Source organism: Synechococcus sp. H55.11, assembly GCF_047462475.1.
GTDB lineage: Bacteria > Cyanobacteriota > Cyanobacteriia > Thermostichales > Thermostichaceae > Thermostichus.
On sequence record NZ_JANSJI010000189.1, the window covers coordinates 1 to 2249 of the forward strand.

2 protein-coding genes are annotated in these 2249 nt (G+C 60.5%); one reads left to right on the forward strand and one right to left on the reverse strand.

The features are described from left to right. Nucleotides 1–1025, reverse strand: a 1025-nt coding sequence (locus tag NW853_RS08105) for an ABC transporter permease (protein WP_414339001.1), incomplete at its 3' end; no start/stop codon positions are given. A gap of 231 nt (nt 1026–1256) precedes the next feature. On the opposite strand from NW853_RS08105, the gene NW853_RS08110 reads away from it, so the two are divergent. Next, nucleotides 1257–2213 (forward strand): NAD-dependent epimerase/dehydratase family protein, encoded by a 957-nt coding sequence (locus tag NW853_RS08110; RefSeq protein ID WP_414348761.1) that lies wholly within the window; start codon nt 1257–1259, stop codon nt 2211–2213. Nucleotides 2214–2249: the final 36 nt, after the last annotated feature.

Sequence of the window (2249 nt, forward strand, 5' to 3'; positions counted from 1 at the left end):
TAAAGCAAAGACTCAGGCCGGATCCGCGGATCTACCCACATCAAGAGCAGATCGGCCAATAGGTTGCCCAAAATCAGCATCACCGCTCCCAGCAAAAGCCCGGCCATCACCACGTTGATGTCAAAGCTTTGGACGGCTTCCAAGAGCAGCTTGCCCAGCCCCGGCCAATTGAAGAAAAACTCGGCAATGAAGGAGCCGCTGAGCAGATTGGCAAACTCAAAGCCCAAAATCGTGATCAAGGGGTTGACGGCGTTGCGCAATGCATGCAGCCAGATCACCCGCCATTCAGGAATGCCCCGTGCCCGCGCCGCCTGGATGTATTCCTGCCGCAGCACGTCCAAGAAGTTGCCGCGGGTAATCCGCTGCAGCCCGGCAAAGCTGGTAATGCTCAGGGCCAGCGTGGGCAAGAGCAGGTGGCGGCCCAGATCCAGCAGCTTCCCCCCCCAACCGAGCTCGGCAAAATAAACACTGGTCATTCCCCCTACCGGCAACCAGCCCACGTTTTGAGCCACGATCAGCAGCAAAATGGCCAGCACAAAGCTGGGCATGGCCTGCCCCAGGTAGCTGAGCAACTGCAACGCCCGATCCAAAGGAGTGTTCTGCCGCAGCGCCCCCAGGATCCCCAGAGGAATGGCAATTAGCCAAGTTAGCAAAACAGAGCACACTGCCAACAGCAAGGTGGCGCCGGCGCGGGAGAGGATGAGTTGCGCCACCGGCACGCGGTATGTGTAGCTGACGCCAAAATCCCCCTGCAGCAGATTGCTCAGCCAGGTCAAATACTGCCAAATCAAGGGCTTATCCAGGCCCAGCCGTGCCTCTTCCTGGGCGATAAACTCTTGGCTGACACTGGGATCCGCCCGCAAGGGATCCAAAAAATCGCCGGGAGCCAGTTGCAAGAGCAAAAAGCTGAGCACCGTGATCAGCAGTAGCACCGGCACCGCTTGGGCCAGCCGCTGCAAGACCAAGGCCAGCGGTGGCCACAGACTGAAAGCGCGCCTGCTAGGGGAAGAGGAGGTTACGGCCACAGGCAGAAGTCGGGTTGAGCAAGGTCCAAATCTCAAGGGGAGTGGGATTCCCGTCGAACTATGCTGCCATTCTTGCGGCCAAATTTCCAGTTTGCTGCCTGGCCCGGGAAATGCCGCAGTTGCCCAGAGTTGCCGTCAGGGGAATTGGGGGTTAAGCCGCTCCGGCAGGCGCAAGCCAAGGCGGTAGACTAGTCAAAAGCTTTTTCGATGAGTTGCCGTTGGGAAGATCTCTTGCGAAACCTGTTTCTTACCGGCGCTAGCGGCTGTCTGGGGCACTATGTGTTGGAGCGCCTGGCCCAGCAAAGGGATCCCGAGTTTCCGGAGCGGCCCGCTTACCACCTCTACATTCTTATTCGCAACCCCAGCCGCCTGCGGCTGCCCCCGGAACGGCTGCCCGCCCCCATCACCCTGGTGCCCGGCGATCTGCTGCACATCCGCGAGCACGCTGCCCTGCTGCAACAGATGGATGGGCTGATCCACATGGCGGCGGCTTGGGGGGATCCCACCCTAACCTGGGCGGTGAATGTTACCCACACTCTGGAGCTCTTTCAGTTGTTGGATCCCCGGCGCTGCCAGCAGGTGATCTACTTTTCCACCGCCAGCCTTTTGGATCAGGCGTTACAACCCTTGGCCATCGCCGGCCAGGCCGGCACCGACTACATCCGCAGCAAGTACGCGATGCTGCTGCAACGGCAGGAAAGCTGCTTCTGGCCGGATCGGCTGCTGACGCTCTACCCCACCCTACTGTTTGGCGGCAGCCCCCACCACCCCTATTCCCACATCACCGCCGGCCTCAAGGATGTGCTCCGCTGGCTGGATCTCATCCGCTTTTTGCGGGTGGATGCCAGCTTCCACTTCATCCACGCTGCCGATGTGGCAGAGATGGTGGCCTACTGGGTAGCCCATCCGCCCGGTGGCGGCGATTGGGTGTTGGGCAATCCCCCTCTGTCTGTGGATGAGTGCGTGGAACAGGTGTGCGCCTATTTCAGAAAGCGGATCTACTTCCGCCTGCCCTTGCCCCTCGGACTCCTCCGCAGCTTGGCTTTTCTGTTTGGGGTGCGGCTTTCGGCGTGGGACGAGTACTGTCTGCGCCACCGCCATTTTGTCTATCCGGCCCTCTCGCCAGCAGCCCTGGGCTTGCCCTGCCACTTCCCCACCGTGGCCTCTCTCCTAGATGCCTACCTCTAGGCCGCTTTTATAGGGTCACGCCAACTCCCCTCTCCC